Here is a 12696-nt window from a genome sequence, read left to right on the forward strand (position 1 = left end):
ACGGAATTTGCGGCCGGGCGACGCGGAGCCCAGCCGCGTGGATTCGAGCGTCGTTATTTCGCGGGCTCCAGCAGCCCCAGCGGCCAGAGCGGGCCGACCGGAATGAGCTGGAACGTCATCATGTCGGCCTGGCCCAGCGGCAGCTTTTCCAGCAGCGTATGCGCCTCGGCCGGATCGGTTACGTTCATCAGGAATACTGCGCCGGACCCATCGTTCTTGGCGAACCACTGATCGATCTTTCCAGCCAGCATCAGGCGCATCGTGTCGTACGCTTCCGACGGCATGACCTTGGGAATCGTCGTGGGTGTTGCCTTGGCCGTCCAGGTGCCGATCGCGAGCACCTTTGTCGTGAGGGTCTTGGCCGCGACCATCTCGGCCGAGCCGGGCGCTTTATTCTCTGACATTTTTATCAAGTCCTTTTCCGAGTTGGTGACATGCTGACGTTGTGATGCGCCAGTCGGGTATTCCGACCGCGAAGCGGCCCGGACGTTCGACCCGGCGAGCAAGACCGCTGTCGCGACCGCGGCCAATCCGAGGACCGCCCGGCGATATCGGGCAGTCGGGGCGTGTTGATTGGTGAGAAATTTCATCCTTCATCCTCCTCAAGACAGCATCAACTCGGCGACACGCGCCGGCATGTCCGACTGCAGCCAATGTCCCGCCGGCACTGGATGGAACGACGCATTCCTGAAATGAGCGGCTCGCTCCCTGCCCATCGCCATTCCGAGATAGGGATCGAACTCTCCCCAGATGACCTTGACCGGAAGATCGAGCGCCTCGACCAGATGCAGGCGCGTGCTGTTTCGCTTCAGCTCCTCGTGGAACTGCGCGCTCATCTGCACGAAGGCGGCACCGGAACCCGGTTGCCGCACGAAATTGTCCGCGATCAGCGGAGGCATGAACTGCGCGAAATGCAGTTTCTGCTCCGGCGGAAGCAGCTCAGCGAATTTCGCCCCCTGCCAGTCAAGCAACCAGCCGAACTGCGCGGGACTTTGCGCGACGGCGAGCGCCAGCGCCTTCAGCGCAGGATCGGCGAACAGCACGATCATCTCGGGCCAGACGTTCAGCGGCGAATTGTCGTAGGCCGAATTGAGAATGCAGAGCGAAGCGACCTTGTAGGGATGTTCGACCGCGAAATTGATCGCGGCAGCACCTGATGAATCATGGGCAACGGGAACGACCTGGCCCAGCCCCAGGGCCTGGATCACCGCCGAGAGATCGCCAAGCTGCTGCGCGAAGCTGTAGGACGCAGCCGTCTTGTCGGATGCGCCGAAACCCAGGAAATCGAATGCGACGACGCGCCGGCCGGCGGCCGTCAGATAGGGAATGAGATCGTCGTAGATGTGGAGATTGTCCGGGAAGCCGTGCATGAGAACGAAGGTCGGCCCCGTTCCGTCGTAGTCGCGCGCGTAAATTGATCCCTGTTCGCGCTGGATTCGATGCTCGGTGAAAGCCGGTTTGCGGTCCATGGCACCCTCGTTGTGGCGGCGTCCTGTGGTCGGGCCGCTGCATTTCTAGGACGAGGATCTGCCAAGCGAAGCCAATTGGATTGGACATTCGCGACGCTGTCTTTGTTAAAAAACCGACCTTCAGGCACGGGTTCGCAAACGCATGGTCGCAGATGACATCAGCGATGCATCTGGCGCCATCGTCCGGGGCTGTCGCCCTCGAGTTTCGTGAAAACCCGCGTGAAGTGGCTCTGATCGACGAACCCGCACGTCGCGGCGATGTCTGCAAGGCCTGCCCTGCCTCCGAGCAGCAGCGCCTTGGCCCGTTCCACCCGCTTTCGCACCAGCCATTGATGCGGCGTGATCCCGGTGGTCCGACGGAATGCCCGGGCGAAATAGCCGGGCGACAATGCACATTCGCGCGCAAGCTCGGCGATGGTGGGGTCACCGCCGAGATGCGTCGTGATGAAATCCAGCACGCGGCGAAGTTGCCAGGGCGACAATCCCCCTGCAACCGGTGCGTCCGGCACTGTGCCGTTGCCATAGGCCTTGATGACGTGGGCGTAAAAGGCGAGCGCAATGTGGTCGATGAACAGGGCGCTGCGTTCGCTTGCGTGTTCGACCTGATCCACCAGGGCGTTGGCCAAACCGTACATCACCCTGTCATAGGCGCCCTGCCCGGATAAAATCAGCCCCTTCGTGCGGGGAATGCCCTGATCGAAGGCAAGTTCGTCCAGCGAAGCCTGCGAGATATAGAACCGGATGTTGTCGAACGGCGCGTGGATTTCGGAAACCGGATTGCTGCGCAGATCGAACAGGAATGTGGCGCCCGGCTCAACCGACTTCGTCAGATGATGCTGCCCGTCGATCCAGAGGTCCACGGCGACCGGCAAAAGCGGCACGTGGAACGAAAACGCGTGTTCGGACGGAACGTTCTTTGCCGGGCCTTGCATCGCACGCGGGCTCGCCAGACGCGTGAAACCGATCGGCGCGACGGACGCGGTCCGTGCCAGAATGGTCGGAGGCAGATCGATCTTGAACCGATCCCCGATGATCGCGCTATCGTAGCTGCCGCTTGCGAGACCCTGCATCGCGCCTACTCCATTGCGGCTCGGCCCGGCACCGTATCGCAACCAGCAACAGCATACACGGCCGCATGCGCCGCGTTTGAACGAAAAACGGGCATTCCCGAAAGCGCCGCTGTTGCGGTGACACCACTGCCTCGTCAGCCTTCGCCCTCACACCGATGTATAAATCACAAGCTTCAGCGCGGGATCGTCATTGGCCTGGAAACTCGTGTGCTCGAAATGCAGCACGCCGAGGGTCGGATGCGACATGGTCTTGAGGCCTGACCAGGTGCCGCGGATTTCGTGGGCTTCCCACCATTTGACGAATTCCGGACTGCCCTGCCGCAGCCGCGTCAGCAATTCGGCGAAGGCGGGATCGCCGGCCCAGACGTCATGGGTGGCGCGGAACATCGCGACCATGCGCTTGGCGACATCAGCCCAGCCGGCGCCGTAGGCCTTTCGCGTCTGCCTGTTGGTCATCATCAGCAGCATCGTGTTGCGATCCTCCTCCGGCAATCGACCGAACGCAAAGACCTGCTCGGCGGCTTCGTTCCAGGCCAGCACGTCCCAGCGCCGCCCGGTGATGTAGGCCGGATGCGGCAGGCTCTCGACCAGCCGCTGGATCGGCGGCGGCACGATCTCGCGCGTGAACGCGCGCTTGTCGCCGTCGCGCGCCAAGGCCTTCAGATGCGCGTGCTCGGTCTTGCTGAGGCGCAGCGCGCGGGCCAGTGCGTCCACGGTGGTGACCGAGGGGCTGACGGTGCGGCCCTGCTCGAGGCGGATGTACCAGTCGACCCCGATGCCGGCGAGCTGGGCGACCTCCTCGCGGCGCAGCCCCGCGGTGCGGCGCCGGCTGCCCGCCGGCAGCCCGACCGTCTTGGGCGTCAGCTTTTCGCGGCGGGACCGCAGGAAGTCGCCGAATTCGACGCGGCGTGGGTCGGCCATGGTGTCACTCCCGCGATGGAGGGCCTGGATAATACTAGGATAATACCAGGCCTTCTTGCCCTTTGAAAGGCCGCGCATATTCGCTTCACCCGACCATGAGGTGAACACCATGAAAGCCGCCGTACTCAAATCCTTTGGATCGCCGCTCGTCATCGAGGACGTTCCGGAGCCTGTCATCGGCACCGGTGAAGTCGTCGTCGACGTCGTCGCCACCCGTGTGCTGTCCTACACCAACGAAGTTTTCAGCGGCGAGCGCAAATACTTGCTGGACCTGCCGGTCATCCCCTGCGGCGGCGGCATCGGCCGCGTGCGGGCGATCGGACCGGATGCGACCAAGCTCACGATCGGCGATTGGGTGTTGTGCGATCCGACCGTTCGTTCGCGTGACGATACCGTCTCGCCCGACATCACGTTGCAAGGCATCAGCGCGCGCGGCGAGGGCGGCATGCGGCTGCAGAAATATTTCCATGACGGCTCGTTTGCCGAGCAGATGCGCCTGCCGACCGAGAACGTGAAGCGTCTCGGCGAAATGACCTCCGCCGAAGCCACCCAGTGGTGCGCGCTGGGGACGATGCTCGTGCCCTATGGCGGCTTTCTCGCTGCAAAATTGCAGCCGGGAGAGATCGTGCTGGTGAGCGGCGCCACCGGCAATTTCGGCAGCGCGGCCGTGGCTGTCGCGCTCGCGATGGGCGCGGCCTGCGTGGTGGCACCGGGCCGCAACGACAAGATTTTGGCCGATCTCGTCCGCCGTTTTGGCGATCGCGTGAGGCCGGTGAAGCTCACCGGCAACGAGGACGACGACCGCGAGGCGATGAAGCGCGCGTCACCTGGGCCAATCGATTGCGCGTTCGACATCATGCCGCCCTCGGTGAGCACGACAGTCGTGCGTGCGGCCATCATGACGGTGCGCCCGTATGGACGCGTCGTGCTGATGGGCGGCGTCGGCATGCTCGGCGGGGCGGGCCTCGAGCTGCCCTACAACTGGATCATGCGCGATTGCATCACGATCCACGGCGTCTGGATGTACCCGCCGGATGCGGCGACGCGCCTGATCGCGCTGGTGCGATCAGGCCTGCTGCGGCTGGATCACATCGAAGCGACGGAGTTCGACCTCGACCACGCCAATGAAGCCGTTGCGCATGCCGCCGCCAATGCCGGTCCATTCAAAATGACGGTGATCAGGCCGTAATTGCCCTGCCCGCTGCGGCGATGTGCCGTCGCAGCGGATTTGCCCGATCAATCAAATAGCTGGAAGGCTTCACCCCGCTCATAGCCGCCGGTGTCCGGCTACTGTGCATGGGGTTGTTTTTACAGTTTTGTTTATTCGAGCTCGATGACCTGTCCGTTCGACAGCGACACGCGCCGGTCCATGCGGCCGGCGAGCTCCATGTTGTGGGTCGCGATCAGCATCGACACCTGCGTCGCCTTGACCAGCTGCATCAGGGCCTGGAACACGTGGTCGGCGGTGTGCGGATCGAGATTGCCGGTCGGCTCGTCCGCAAACAGCACGCGCGGCGCATTCGCAACCGCGCGCGCGATCGCGACGCGCTGCTGCTCGCCGCCCGACAGCTCCGCCGGGCGATGGGTGATGCGGTCGCCGAGGCCGAGATAGCCGAGGATCTCCTTGGCGCGCTTGACGCTCTCGGACTTCTTCAGGCCGCGGATCATCTGCGGCATCATGACGTTCTCCAGCGCCGAGAACTCCGGCAGCAGCCGATGCGACTGGTAGACGAAGCCGATATCGGTGCGGCGAAGCTGGGTGCGCTCGATGTCGGGCAGTTGCGAGGTCGGCGCGCCGTTGACATAGACCTCGCCGGAATCGGGCGCCTCGAGCAAGCCTGCGATGTGCAGCAGCGTCGACTTGCCCGAGCCTGATGGCGCCACCAGCGCAACGGATTGCCCGGCCCACAGCGCGAGCTTGGCGCCGTCCAGAATCGTCAGCGGCACCTCGCCCTGCAAGTACTGCCGCTTTATCTCGTGGAGATAAATGACCGGTACATCTTCAGCCCCATGCTGGCTCTCCATCAGCCCCTCATTCATACCGGAGCGCTTCGACGGGATCGAGGCGCGCGGCGCGCCACGACGGGTAGAGCGTCGCCAGGAACGACAGCGTCAGCGCCATGATGACGACGGCCGAGGTCTCGCCGACGTCGATCTCGGCGGGCAGTTTCGACAGGAAGTAGAGCTCCGGCGAGAATATCTCGGTGCTGGTGAGCCAGGACAGGAATTGCCGGATCGATTCGATGTTGAGACAGATCACCAGCCCGACGAGGAAGCCGACCAGCGTGCCGACCACGCCGATCGAGGCACCCGTGATCAGGAAGATCCGCATGATCGAGCCCTGCGATGCGCCCATCGTGCGCAGGATGGCGATGTCGCTGCCCTTGTCCTTCACCAGCATGATCAGGCCGGAGACGATGTTGAGCGCCGCGACCAGCACGATCATGGTCAGGATCAGGAACATCACGTTGCGCTCGACCTGGAGCGCGTTGAAGAACGTCGAGTTGCGCTGCCGCCAGTCGACCAGGAATACCGGGCGGCCCGCGGCTTCCGTCACCGCCTGACGAAACTGCAAGATGCGATCGGGGTTGGTGGTGAACACCTCGATCGAGGTGACATCGTTGCTGCGGTTGAAATAGGCCTGCGCCTCCGCAAGCGGCATGAACACGAAGCCGAGATCGTATTCGGACATGCCGATCTCGAACACGGCGACGATCTTGTACGGTTTTATGCGCGGCGTGGTGCCCATCGGCGTGACCGCGCCCTTCGGCGCCACCAGCGTGATGCTGTCGCCGGCATGCAGCGACAGCTGGTCGGCGAGGCGGCGGCCGATCGCGACCCCCTGCCCGTCGTCAAAGCCTTCGAGCGAGCCCTGCTTGATGTTCTTGGCGATGGAGGTGAGGTTGTTGAGGTCGTCGGAGCGGATGCCGCGCACCAGCACGCCCGAGGCGTTCCACGGCGAGGACGCCAGTGCCTGGCCGTCGACCACGGGGGCCGCAAGGCGGATGCCCTGAACCTGGCTGAGGCGGTCGGCGACGTCCTTCCAGTCCGTCAGCGGCGATTCCAGCGGCTGCACCAGGATATGGCCGTTCAGCCCCAGGATCTTGTCGAGCAGCTCCTTCCGGAAGCCGTTCATCACCGCCATCACGATGATCAACGTCGCCACGCCCAGCATGATGCCGAGGAAGGAGAACCCGGCGATGACCGAGATGAATCCCTCCTTGCGGCGCGCCCGCAAATAGCGCGACGACAGCATCCACTCGAAGGGCGCAAAAGGCGCGGTCTGTACAGTCTCGGTCATGGGTTCATCCATTGCTTGATAATCCCATGATTCGGGGTCAATTGTGGCCGGATTGCCGGCCCATTACCGCGCGATGAACACTATTCAGCCGATCAGGCGCGCAACCACGTCCGCAGGCGACATCGATTCGCGTGAGCCGTCGGCTCGCCGCTTCAGCTCGACCTTGCCGTCGGCGAGGCCCTTCGGGCCGATCATGATCTGCCAGGGGATGCCGATCAGGTCCGCGGCGGCGAATTTGGCACCGGCGCGCTGGTCGGTATCGTCATAGAGCACGTCGACGCCCTTGGCGGCGAGCTCGGCATAGAGCTTTTCGCAGGCCGTATCGACCGCGGCATCGCCCTGCTTGAGATTGAGGATCGACACGCGGAACGGGGCCACGGCCTCCGGCCATTTGATGCCGGCATCGTCATGGCAGGCCTCGATGATGGCCCCGAGAAGACGGGAGACGCCGACGCCGTAGGAGCCGCCATGGATCGGCACGTCGACGCCGTCGGGGCCGGCCACCAGCGCCTTCATGGCGTCGGAATATTTCGTGCCGAAATAGAAGATCTGGCCGACCTCGATGCCGCGGGTGTTCACCCGCTTGTCTTCGGGCACTTCCTGCTCGAACCGCGCGGCGTCGTGGACGTCCTCGGTGGCAGCATAGACCGAAGTCCACTGCTTGATGATCGGCGTCAGGTCGCCCTCATAATCGACGTCCTCGCCCGGCACCGGCAGATCCAGCACGTCGCGATTGATGAACACGCCGGATTCCCCGGTTTCGGCGAGCACGATGAACTCATGGCTGAGATCGCCGCCGATCGGGCCGGTCTCGGCGCGCATCGGGATCGCCTTCAGCCCCATCCGCGCGAAGGTGCGCAGATATGCGACGAACATCTTGTTGTAGGCGACGCGCGCCGCCGCCTCGTTGAGGTCGAACGAGTAGGCGTCCTTCATCAGAAACTCGCGGCCGCGCATCACGCCGAAACGTGGACGCTGCTCGTCGCGGAATTTCCATTGGATATGATAGAGATTGAGCGGCAGGCTCTTGTAGGACTTCACGTAGGCGCGAAAGATCTCGGTGATCATTTCCTCGTTGGTCGGCCCGTACAACAGCTCGCGCTTGTGGCGGTCGGCGATGCGGAGCATCTCCGGACCATAGGCGTCATAGCGGCCGCTCTCGCGCCAGAGATCGGCGAGCTGGAGCGTCGGCATCAACAGTTCCAGCGCTCCGGCGCGGTCCTGCTCCTCGCGCACAATCTGCTCGATCTTCTTGAGCACTCGAAAGCCGAGCGGCAGCCAGGCATAGATGCCGGCCGCTTCCTGCCGGATCATGCCGGCCCGCAGCATCAGCCGATGCGAGACGATCTCCGCCTCTTTCGGATTTTCCTTCAAGATGGGCAGAAAGAACCGCGACAACCGCATGGCAATACTCGAGGAATCAGTGATGGCCAGCAGTGAAAGCGGATTGAGAGCAAAAACACAAGACCGGGAATGAGGAAAAGCCGCTAACACAGCGAAATTCCTGTCATTTTTCCGTTGCCTTCAGGTTCGACTTGAATGCTGCACGCCTTAAGGCGGGGCCACCTCAAGCTCGTCCTCGAGCGTGATCTTCTCGAAATCCGTGACCAGCGCATCGATCCGCAGATGCCAGCGGCCGGCGAAGGGCAACTCGACCTTGCGCACATGCCAGTAGCCATCAGGCCCGAGCGAGGCGCCCAGCTCGATCGGCTCGATGCCGCGCTCGGGCAGGCTCAGGGCGAGCGTCACCTCCTTGGCCGAAAGCGGCGCCGCATCGCCGGTCATGAGTTGGAGCACGAAGTCATCGACGCCCGCCTTGCCCGGCGAGACCAGCACCTGGAACATCGCCTTGTCGGTGTGGATGTGGATCGCCAGCGGCGTTTCGGGAACGATCGTCCGCGGCGGCGGCGTGAAGCGCCAGCCGGCGACGACGGCAAGGATGGCGAGTGCAATCGCACCTTCCAGCAGGATCGAGCGCTTCAGCGCGGGCTTCGCATTCTCGTCGCGGGCCAGGGCCGGCGTCAGCCGGAACCGATTGAGCGCGGCGAGCGCCAGCAATCCCGTGACCAAGACAAGCTTGATCGAGAGGATGAATCCATATCGGGTCTCGACCAGCGCTGCCGGCCTTTCGAGCTGGACGATCGCAAGTGCAAGGCCGGTCAAGGCCAGCACGCCGACCGCCAGCGCGGCGATGCGGGAAAAGCGGTTCACGACGGGGAGCGTCGCGCTCGTCGGTTTCGACACCAGCGCGACCAGTGGCGCGAGGGCGCCGATCCAGATGGTGACGCCGAGGCCGTGGAGAAAGATCGCCGGCCGCGTCAAGGCCTCCGGCGGGGCCGTTGCAGCATGCCCGGTCATGGCGAGCGACAGACCGACGCCGACGAACGCGACCATCGCAAGCGCGCGCGCATACCATGCGCTGCGCAGCGCCACCAACGCGAGCAGCATCGCTGCGATGGCAACCAGTAGCGCGGGCCCGGCGCTGGTCGCGAACGCGACCTTCCAGGGGGCTATCGTCGCGAGCGCCGCTGGCGGCAGCCCGAGGAGATCGAGGCCCAGCACGCCAAGGGACGCTATAGCACCCGGAATTCCGATGGCGAGCGCCAAGCGCGGAACGGTCATCCCGGTCATCGACCAGGCGATCCAGCGCGCAAAGAACACCCCGCCGATTCCGACGAACAGGCCGAGGTAGAGACCGATCCGCGCCAGCCAGATCAGCGCGTTCAACCCTCCATCCGCCATGACCGGAGGCTTTGTTGCGGTCGGCATGCCGACCGAGAAGATCACCGAGCCCGAGACCGGGTGGCCGTCCCCAGAGATCACGCGATAGCTGACCACCGCCGTTCCCTGCGGCAGATCCGGCGGCATCACAACCGAGATTGTCTCGCCCGCTGCGTTGACCCGCGCATCGTCCCGCGCCCTGCCCGCGCCATCAATCAGCACAATTGCGCCCGGCGTCACCGTCTCGTTGAAACGCAGCTCCACGGCCTTCGGCGCGCTTGCGAGCATGCTGCCGCTCGCCGGCTCGACCGAGACAAGCGCCGCATGCGCCGAGGCGCCGGTCGCAAAGCCGATAACGAGGAGCAGCGTCGCGAGCGCGGCAAGCAGGCGCATCAGGGCTTTGGCAACAGCTTCACGCCGGGGGCCGGCGACTTGCCCTCATGCGAATGCCCTGCCCCTTCCGCCGGAATCTCGATCCAGCGGCTGACGCCGGTCTCACATTCCTGGACGACGGGAAAATAAAGCGTCGTGTTCGGCTTGAGCGCATCGGTCAGCACCGTGTGCATGACGAACTCGTCATAGTTCTTGTCCGGCAGCTTGCCGCCGGACCACGCCACCTCCTTGACGCCGGAGGAGAGCTTGTTGCCGTGATAATCGTACTCAGCGGCATATTTGCCCTCGACCACATCGACGCTCCAGCCCGCCTTCGGCATCGGCTTCACCGCGATCACCCCCTCCGGGATCTGCACGCGGATCTTCACCGTAGGCGAGCCGGCGCAGCCGTGCGGCACGGCGAACACGGCCTTGTAGGACGCGCCGACCGTCGCCTGCTTGCCCTCCAGAAAGACGTGCGCCGCCGCGGGCGAAGCGGCAAGCGCGGCAATCAGCATCAGGCAGGATCGCTTCGACATGATTGACCTCCTGAAAGCCCAGATCGGCTTCATCACATCTTCATTCCCGAATGATCCGGCATTTTTTTCATCATCATGCCGCCGCCACCTGGCGCCTGCGCGCCGACGCCCTGGACATCAAGAGAGACAGCGACCTTGCCGGCCTTTTCGAACTCGAGCATGACCGGCACCTTCTCGCCTTCCTTGAACGCGCCCTTCAGTTCCTGGAGCATCAAATGATAGCCACCGGGCGCAAGCTTCACCGTCTTGCCGGGATCGATCACGAGCCCTTTGTCGAGCGGGCGCATCTTCATCACGCCATTGTCCATCGTCATCTCATGGACCTCGGCCTTTCCCGCGATATCGGCGGACACGCTGACCAACTTGTCCGCCGCCGTCCCCTTGTTCTCGATGGTCAGATAGCCGCCCGCGACCTTGGCCCCACCCGGCGTCGCCCGGCTCCACGCCTGCGAGATGACGAGATCGCCGGCCTTGATGTCGTCGGCCGCCGCCGGTGCCGCGCAGAGCGCGAGAGCGAACGCCGCGAACATTGTATCTTTCAACATTTTCTTCATATCGGTCTTCCCCGTTGCAGATTGAATTTCAGTGTGTGGCGAGCTGTTGGCCCGACCATTTTTCGAGATCGGCGATCTCGGCCGAGCCTTCGATCGTCGTGATGGTCCCGTCCCGCGAGATGAGCATGGTACGGGGAATGTCGCCCTGCCAGGCGGGATCGATCTCGAACCGCAAACGCTCCACAAAGCCGTCGCTGAAGATGAAGTTCTCGGTCGACGACAACCCCGCTTTATCAAGCATCGATTGCGTCGCAGCCGGAAGGTTCGGCACGAGATCGGCGCTGATCGTGATCACGTCAATCCCGGGATGATCCTTCGCAAACTGCCCGAGCAGCGGCAGCTCGACCTTGCATGGCCCGCAGGTCACCCCCCAGAAATGCACCAGCGTCGGACGCCCCGCATGGCCCTTAAGCACGCTTTGCCAGGTACCGCGCTCAAACGGTTTCAGGGCCGGCGCAGCGCCGAGCATAGTCACCGATGCGATCAGGATACCGAGGCCCACAATGCCGGCAAATCGACGTCTCATGGCTGGTCCTCGATTGCTGTCAGCCGATAGCCATCCGCTTTCGTCATCCACGACAGGTAGGTCTGCCGGCCATTGGAAACGAGCAAAGGGTGGTCGGATGTGTCAGTCGTGCTCGATATCGTCTTCGGCGGCGACCAGGTCTCGCCATCGTCGCGGGAGATGGTCATCTGGACCGAGGTTTTCTCGCCATCGAACTCCTTCCAGACCATCACTGTTCCCGCCACGCCCGCGAGCACGTAGGGGCGCGTCGGGTTGCGGCCCGGCTGCCCAAGCAGCATGGGCGCAGAGAAGGTACGGCCCTCGTCGCGCGAGTGTGCGTAGAACAATCCCTTCCGCGCCTTGCCGTTCGTGTACCAGGCGACGTGATAGGTCCCGTTCGGCGCAACGGTGAGGCTCGGCCCATGGTGCGGGCAGGCATTGATCTGCCAGTCGTCGTTGCTGACCCGATGGACTTCGCCCGGCGTCGCGACGTCGGTGAAGGTCATGACCGCGTGATCGCGCACGCCGCCGTCGAAAATGTTCCTGAAGATCACGGCCGCCCGCCCGGGCGCCACGAATGTCAGCCCCAACCGGCAGCATTCGCAAGTGTTGTCGCGCGCGAGACCCGCCTCTGTGTAGGTGGCACCGCCATCGCGCGACGAGGCAAAGAACAGCCCTGCGCCCTCGTACTTCTGTCCCGCCTCTTTCGCGGGAACACGATTGCGCTTGTCGAGCCAGGCCGCAAAAATCGTTCCGTCCTGATCGAGCGCCAGCGCCTCGAACCGCTGGCTCTCGTTGTTTGCGGTGATGGCCTTCAGCTCCGCAAAGCTCTTCCCGCCATCGCCGGATCGCGAGTAGAGCACCTGTCCGTTAAACGCCTCGTCCCTGAAGATCGAGAATGCGAGGGCAATGCCGCCCTTGCGATCAACGACGATCTTCGGCCGGGCATCCGGCCCCCAATCAAGATTCAGCCGCTTCGCCGTGACCTGGATGGGAGCCGAGAAACTGCGCCCCGCATCCTGCGAGCTCGCAACCGAGACCTGCCCGCCCGCCATCCAGACCAGCCACAACGTTCCGTCCGGACCGAAGGCAGGCGTCACCTTGGTTGCGCGGCGCAGCGTCGGCTCTTCGCAGGCCGCTTCGGATGCATGCTGACCGTGCATCTGCGCCAGCGCCGTGCCCGGCAAGAGCGCGAGAGCAACTATCCCGAGCAAGCCAATTCGGACCATGGCCCTATTCCCTTC

General features: G+C 63.9%; 13 protein-coding genes. 1 reads left to right on the forward strand and 12 read right to left on the reverse strand.

The window, feature by feature from the left end; translation table 11 throughout:
- Positions 1-53: 53 nt before the first annotated feature.
- The 4 genes from BMW89_RS20460 to BMW89_RS20475 all read right to left on the reverse strand — a co-directional run bounded on the left by BMW89_RS20460 (position 54) and on the right by BMW89_RS20475 (position 3460).
- Positions 54-590 (reverse strand): hypothetical protein, encoded by a 537-nt coding sequence (locus BMW89_RS20460; protein WP_244547638.1) that lies wholly within the window; start codon positions 588-590, stop codon positions 54-56.
- 12 nt (positions 591-602) lie between these two features.
- Positions 603-1469, reverse strand: coding sequence for an alpha/beta fold hydrolase (locus tag BMW89_RS20465; protein ID WP_092028789.1), 867 nt, complete (start codon positions 1467-1469; stop codon positions 603-605).
- Between the two features lie 158 nt (positions 1470-1627).
- Entirely contained in the window at positions 1628-2329 is a 702-nt protein-coding gene (locus BMW89_RS20470; RefSeq protein ID WP_177196198.1) for a helix-turn-helix domain-containing protein, read from the reverse strand.
- Positions 2330-2686: 357 nt separating this feature from the next.
- On the reverse strand, positions 2687-3460 hold the full coding sequence (locus BMW89_RS20475; RefSeq protein ID WP_092028791.1) for a helix-turn-helix transcriptional regulator: 774 nt from the start codon (positions 3458-3460) through the stop codon (positions 2687-2689).
- A 109-nt stretch (positions 3461-3569) separates the two neighbouring features.
- On the opposite strand from BMW89_RS20475, the gene BMW89_RS20480 reads away from it, so the two are divergent.
- Positions 3570-4649: a zinc-binding dehydrogenase gene (locus BMW89_RS20480; protein ID WP_177196199.1), complete on the forward strand. Its 1080-nt coding sequence runs from the start codon at positions 3570-3572 to the stop codon at positions 4647-4649.
- A 131-nt stretch (positions 4650-4780) separates the two neighbouring features.
- Here BMW89_RS20480 and BMW89_RS20485 read toward each other — a convergent pair whose 3' ends face one another.
- The 8 genes from BMW89_RS20485 to BMW89_RS20520 form a co-directional block, all read right to left on the reverse strand.
- Positions 4781-5485, reverse strand: a complete 705-nt coding sequence (locus tag BMW89_RS20485) for an ABC transporter ATP-binding protein (protein WP_092028938.1) — start codon at positions 5483-5485, stop codon at positions 4781-4783.
- A 7-nt stretch (positions 5486-5492) separates the two neighbouring features.
- Positions 5493-6773 (reverse strand): lipoprotein-releasing ABC transporter permease subunit, encoded by a 1281-nt coding sequence (locus BMW89_RS20490; RefSeq protein ID WP_092028793.1) that lies wholly within the window; start codon positions 6771-6773, stop codon positions 5493-5495.
- 72 nt (positions 6774-6845) lie between these two features.
- Positions 6846-8165 (reverse strand): proline--tRNA ligase, encoded by a 1320-nt coding sequence (gene proS / locus BMW89_RS20495; protein WP_092028794.1) that lies wholly within the window; start codon positions 8163-8165, stop codon positions 6846-6848.
- A gap of 147 nt (positions 8166-8312) precedes the next feature.
- The gene (locus tag BMW89_RS20500; protein WP_092028795.1) at positions 8313-9875 is read right to left on the reverse strand and encodes a copper resistance CopC/CopD family protein; all 1563 of its coding nucleotides are present in this window, start codon (positions 9873-9875) and stop codon (positions 8313-8315) included.
- The gene (locus tag BMW89_RS20505) at positions 9875-10393 is read right to left on the reverse strand and encodes a YcnI family protein (protein ID WP_092028939.1); all 519 of its coding nucleotides are present in this window, start codon (positions 10391-10393) and stop codon (positions 9875-9877) included. The genes BMW89_RS20500 and BMW89_RS20505 overlap by 1 nt, the downstream gene beginning before the upstream one ends.
- Before the next feature lie 32 nt (positions 10394-10425).
- Positions 10426-10947: a copper chaperone PCu(A)C gene (locus BMW89_RS20510; RefSeq protein ID WP_092028796.1), complete on the reverse strand. Its 522-nt coding sequence runs from the start codon at positions 10945-10947 to the stop codon at positions 10426-10428.
- Positions 10948-10975: 28 nt separating this feature from the next.
- Complete coding sequence (locus tag BMW89_RS20515) at positions 10976-11473, reverse strand: TlpA family protein disulfide reductase (protein WP_092028797.1); 498 nt, start codon at positions 11471-11473, stop codon at positions 10976-10978.
- The gene (locus BMW89_RS20520; protein WP_092028798.1) at positions 11470-12681 is read right to left on the reverse strand and encodes a sialidase family protein; all 1212 of its coding nucleotides are present in this window, start codon (positions 12679-12681) and stop codon (positions 11470-11472) included. Before BMW89_RS20520 ends, BMW89_RS20515 begins: the two co-directional genes overlap by 4 nt.
- Between the last annotated feature and the right edge of the window lie 15 nt (positions 12682-12696).

Origin of the sequence: Bradyrhizobium sp. OK095 (genome assembly GCF_900109945.1) — a bacterium.
Classification (GTDB): Bacteria; Pseudomonadota; Alphaproteobacteria; order Rhizobiales; family Xanthobacteraceae; genus Bradyrhizobium.

Excerpts from the sequence above, each read along its gene's own strand:
- BMW89_RS20460 (WP_244547638.1), bottom strand. The coding sequence starts at position 590 with ATGAAATTTCTCACCAATCAACACGCCCCGACTGCCCGATATCGCCGG.
- BMW89_RS20465 (WP_092028789.1), bottom strand. The coding sequence starts at position 1,469 with ATGGACCGCAAACCGGCTTTCACCGAGCATCGAATCCAGCGCGAACAG.
- BMW89_RS20475 (WP_092028791.1), bottom strand. The coding sequence starts at position 3,460 with ATGGCCGACCCACGCCGCGTCGAATTCGGCGACTTCCTGCGGTCCCGC.
- BMW89_RS20480 (WP_177196199.1), top strand. The coding sequence starts at position 3,570 with ATGAAAGCCGCCGTACTCAAATCCTTTGGATCGCCGCTCGTCATCGAG.
- BMW89_RS20485 (WP_092028938.1), bottom strand. The coding sequence starts at position 5,485 with ATGGAGAGCCAGCATGGGGCTGAAGATGTACCGGTCATTTATCTCCAC.
- BMW89_RS20490 (WP_092028793.1), bottom strand. The coding sequence starts at position 6,773 with ATGGATGAACCCATGACCGAGACTGTACAGACCGCGCCTTTTGCGCCC.
- proS (WP_092028794.1), bottom strand. The coding sequence starts at position 8,165 with ATGCGGTTGTCGCGGTTCTTTCTGCCCATCTTGAAGGAAAATCCGAAA.
- BMW89_RS20500 (WP_092028795.1), bottom strand. The coding sequence starts at position 9,875 with ATGCGCCTGCTTGCCGCGCTCGCGACGCTGCTCCTCGTTATCGGCTTT.
- BMW89_RS20505 (WP_092028939.1), bottom strand. The coding sequence starts at position 10,393 with ATGTCGAAGCGATCCTGCCTGATGCTGATTGCCGCGCTTGCCGCTTCG.
- BMW89_RS20510 (WP_092028796.1), bottom strand. The coding sequence starts at position 10,947 with ATGAAGAAAATGTTGAAAGATACAATGTTCGCGGCGTTCGCTCTCGCG.
- BMW89_RS20515 (WP_092028797.1), bottom strand. The coding sequence starts at position 11,473 with ATGAGACGTCGATTTGCCGGCATTGTGGGCCTCGGTATCCTGATCGCA.
- BMW89_RS20520 (WP_092028798.1), bottom strand. The coding sequence starts at position 12,681 with ATGGTCCGAATTGGCTTGCTCGGGATAGTTGCTCTCGCGCTCTTGCCG.